We start from the raw sequence: 4,201 nt of genomic DNA, 5'->3' as shown, positions 1-4,201 counted from the left end.
GTTTAGATCCAACCTGGATTAGAACGTGTGGCGAACGCCAACACCGTAGGTGCTGGTCTTGCGATCGGTCACACCGGCACCGGTTTCCTTGCCGCTCTGAACACCAGCGTACAGGTTCGTACGCTTGGAGAGCGCATACAGACCAGCCAGGCTATAGCCGGTACGCTTCAGCTCGGAAGCACCAGCTGGGCGGGTGCTCTTGGAGCGGGCATAACCGCCGGACAGGGTGAACGTGCTGTTGACTGGGAAGTCAAGGCCAATTTGATACTCTGTCGCTTTGTCCTGTGCCAAACCGGTCACGGGGGTGGTGCCGTTCTTCACAGTACCGTAAGCACCGAGCAGCTTGACCACGCCGAAGTCATACGAACCGTTCAACTGCGTGTACTTGATGGCAGTGCTGGCACCAGTGGCTTTTTCGGTCTGATAGGCCAAAGAAGCGCCGATGGGGCCGTTTGCATAAGCAACGTTAAAGCTGGCGATCTTGCCGGCGCTGACAGTAGCGGTTTTGTTTTCGCCGAAGCTGTACATCGCAGCAGCAGAGAAACCAGCCAGGTCGGGGGTCTGGTAGTACACGGAATTGCCTGGACGATCCTGGTAGCTGTTGCTGGCCCACACGCTGGTGGAAGGCGCGAACAGGAGCGAGTCAAAGCCAGCGGCACCGGAGCCCTTGACCATGTCGTACGGGGTCCACATTTTGCCGAGCTTCAGCTCACCGAAGCCACCAGACAGACCAACCCAGGACTGACGACCAAAGATTGCATTGGAAGTCGCGGCGGTATAGGGGTTGGTGTAGTTGTTTGCAGCACCGGTGCTGGGGTCAAAGCCGGCTTCCAGCAGGAAGTTGGCTTTCAGGCCGCCGCCGAGGTCCTCAGAACCCTTCAGGCCGAAACGGCTGGTCTGCAGACCACCACCGCTACCGGAAAAAGGATGGGCAACGTTCACGCCGGACTGGCTGATGTTGTTGTCCTTGACGGTACCAACCCAAGCGTCCACGAGGCCATAAACGGTCACGGTGGACTGGGCAGAAGCCATGCCGGAAACTGCCAGCACAGCCAAAGCAACTAGGCTTTTCTTCATCATTAGAAAATCTCCAAAAAGGTGGAAAACAAAACACTGCTACGAAACAAACATTTATAAGGGCTCAGTGACTACCCTTAGACCGATTTAACCAAAGAGTCACAAATCACACCAAGCCTTATCTCTACTATTAGCAACGTTCATACCCGAGTTGTTGGTCCCTAACAACGCATCGCATTTTGCGCACGCTGGAGGTGCGCGCACGAATGCGCCGGCCGGGCGATGCCGTACGAGGGAAGCTTCCAGGCAGCCGAGGCAGGCCGCCCCAAAGCAGGGCACCCGCCCCCAGATGCCCTGCCTTGGTGAAAAACACAAACCCAAGTCGTTTTTTGTCTCCGGGAAGCGTTATGGCTCAAAAAAACAGGCAGGAAAGGGGACAGGCTGGCGCAATGTGGCATGAACCGTTGTAAACGCGAGTCACTCTGCTGCCGCCAACCCGCCAGACGCCCCGGATTAGAGGTCAAACCCTAGCCACCGGTTGCGCATGACTGCGTCGTTCTCCAGCCTCGCTTAAAACGATCTTCAGCATCAGAATTTGAGAGGGGAAACACAATTTCCTGGCAGCCTCCCAAGGTTTGCCGCCAACATCAACCGGGGCAGGAAAACATCGGGTTTTCCCCTGTCGCAAAAGTGATACCCCCCGTATTGCCTCTCTTTACGGGCCGCCGCATCCCCACTAATCTTTGCTCCATCGAGTCAAGCCGGTGTGTGCATTTACGGCAATGACTGCGAAGGTTTTCCCTCAATTAAAACTCTCTGGAGACTCCATGAAAAAACTGACCCTCGTTGCAACTGCGATCATGGGACTTTTGTCCACTTCCGCTGCCATGGCACAAAGCACTGTGACCGTGTATGGCATTGTTGATGGCGGCGTCAACCATGTCACCGGCCTGCGAAGCGGGGCGATCACCCACATTGCCAGTGGCATCATGGAAGGTTCACGCTTCGGCCTGCGCGGGACCGAAGACATCGGCGGCGGCTACAAGGCCATTTTTACGCTTGAGAACCGTTTTGAAGTCGACACGGGAGCCATGTCGAATTCAGCAGCCTCTGGTACTCAAATGCCGGATCGCATGTCTACCGCCGCAGGACTTGGCTTGACCACGCTTCCCATTCCGGCAGCTTCTACGGCCGCGCTGATCACTGCTGTAAATTCATCGATCGGAAGCACGATTGGCGTGAACCTGCCTGGTACCACAGGCAGCCGGCTGTTCGACCGTCAGTCATTCGTGGGCCTGATCACGCCGGTCGGCGCGTTCACACTCGGCCGCCAGTACACGCCTGGCTACCTGGTTGGCGCCACCTTTGACGCGTCCCAGACCCAGTCCAGCCTGGCAGCCGGCCAGATTGCCAGCTTCCCGCCGGCTTTCGACATTCGCCTGAGCAATACGCTGCAATACGGCATTCAGACAGGCGGCGTCACCGCAGCGTTGATGTATGGCGCTGGAGAGGCATCTACCGCGACGGTCGGCAACTCCGCCAGCCGTTTCTTCGGCGGCATGGTCATCTACAAAGGCAACGGATTCTCCCTCGGTTTTGGCCGCAACCAGCGCAACAATGAGCTCGGTCAGAAGTCACTGGAAAACAATGTACTGGGCGGAACGGTTGACGTAGGCCCCGGTACCCTGTACGGCCAGTACGCCACGATCAAGGATGACAACCCAAGCGGCCTCTCCACCATCGGCGCAACCGTTACCACCGCTAGCGGTAGCGCAGCTGTAGGCGCAGCCTTTCAAGCCGCCTACAACAATGCCTTCCGGCAGGACGCCAACCTGGCGCACATCGGTTACCGCATGACCAGCGGCCCACACACATGGGTTGTGGCGTACAACCGCCTTGATGACAAGCGTCCAGCAGATGCCGACACAAGCTCATACGGCGTGACCTACACCTATGCGCTGTCCAAGCGCACCAACCTGAATGCCGTGCTGACCCGCTTCGACAACAAGGGCTCAGGCCAGGCAGCCCCTGGTGGCAATGGCTTCCTCGGCGGCGTGACGTCTGCTGCAGGCGTTGGCTCCACCAACATCGCCCTGGGTATTCGCCACACGTTCTAAAGATCAAGGTTGCGTCCGGATCCCGATCCGGCCTTCCTTTCATAAAAGCCCCCGCATGGGGGCTTTTTTGTGGCCGTTTCCATTCCACCGGACGAGGGATAACATGGAACCATTCCGTCCCTAAGAACCGAAGCACCATGACCACCGCACTCGATACCGCACTCAATGCCGCCGACGGCGCCCTTCGCACGCTTTTTGCCGCCCCGCGCGCCAGCCGTACCTGCCCAACCGTACCCGGTGAGAAAACCGAGCTTGCCGCGCAGGACAAGGTGCGTTCAGGCGCACTGATGCGCGTCAACCACGTGGGTGAAGTCTGTGCGCAGGCCCTTTACGCCGCGCAGGCCCTGGGTACCCGCGACCCGGCCCTGCGAGAGCACTTCCTGCAGGCCAGCCGTGAAGAGGGTGACCACCTCGCCTGGACAAAAACCCGGCTCGACGAACTCGGCGCCCGGCCTTCCCTGCTCAATCCGCTCTGGTATGCCGGCGCCTTCGGCCTGGGCCTGGTCGCGAGCCGGCTCGGTGATCGCCTGAGCCTGGGTTTTGTCGTGGAGACAGAGCGCCAGGTTGAAGCGCACCTGGCAAGCCACCTGGAGCGCCTGCCGGCAGGCGACCATGAGTCGCGCGCCATCGTGGCGCAAATGAAAGACGATGAAGCGCTGCATGCACGCGATGCCGAGCAGGCCGGCGCGCTGCAGTTACCCGAGCCGGTCAAGGCCCTGATGCGCTCTGCGGCGCGTGTCATGACAACAACGGCGCACTACATCTGAGGTTTCTGTCGCTGCAGCGCAAGCCGGCACAACCACATGCTATAAATTTAATAGCTGCTTGCGCTTATCTACAAAGGGAAAGAGGCCAAAATCATCTCAAGCTTCGATGACCTCGAAGCTGGTCGTGATCTCTGCTGTTTTCGCCAGCATGATGGTGGCCGAGCAGTATTTGTCGTGACTCATGGCGACCGCGCGTTCCACTGCGCTGGTGGCCAAGCCACGGCCTGTCACGACAAAATGCATGTGGATTTTGGTAAACACCTTGGGGTCGACAGGCGCCCTTTCGGCACTCAATTTGAC

General features: G+C 58.7%; 4 protein-coding genes. 2 read left to right on the top strand and 2 right to left on the bottom strand.

The features are described 5' to 3' along the window. Window positions 1–18 precede the first annotated feature (18 nt). Window positions 19–1,080, bottom strand: coding sequence for a porin (locus AC1D1X_RS16960; protein ID WP_477669920.1), 1,062 nt, complete (start codon window positions 1,078–1,080; stop codon window positions 19–21). A 764-nt stretch (window positions 1,081–1,844) separates the two neighbouring features. On the opposite strand from AC1D1X_RS16960, the gene AC1D1X_RS16955 reads away from it, so the two are divergent. Together AC1D1X_RS16955 and coq7 are read left to right on the top strand one after the other, a co-directional pair. Continuing rightward, window positions 1,845–3,134: a porin gene (locus tag AC1D1X_RS16955; RefSeq protein WP_477669921.1), complete on the top strand. Its 1,290-nt coding sequence runs from the start codon at window positions 1,845–1,847 to the stop codon at window positions 3,132–3,134. Window positions 3,135–3,271: 137 nt separating this feature from the next. After that, window positions 3,272–3,901, top strand: a complete 630-nt coding sequence (coq7, locus tag AC1D1X_RS16950) for a 2-polyprenyl-3-methyl-6-methoxy-1,4-benzoquinone monooxygenase (protein ID WP_477669922.1) — start codon at window positions 3,272–3,274, stop codon at window positions 3,899–3,901. Window positions 3,902–3,997: 96 nt separating this feature from the next. Here coq7 and AC1D1X_RS16945 read toward each other — a convergent pair. After that, window positions 3,998–4,201: OsmC family protein (locus AC1D1X_RS16945; RefSeq protein WP_477698715.1), on the bottom strand; the 204-nt coding region annotated here is incomplete at its 5' end.

The organism is Polaromonas sp. P1_G4, assembly GCF_056405475.1.
The sequence above is the reverse complement of the archived record's forward strand: the minus strand, read 5'-3'. Positions and strand labels throughout refer to the sequence as shown.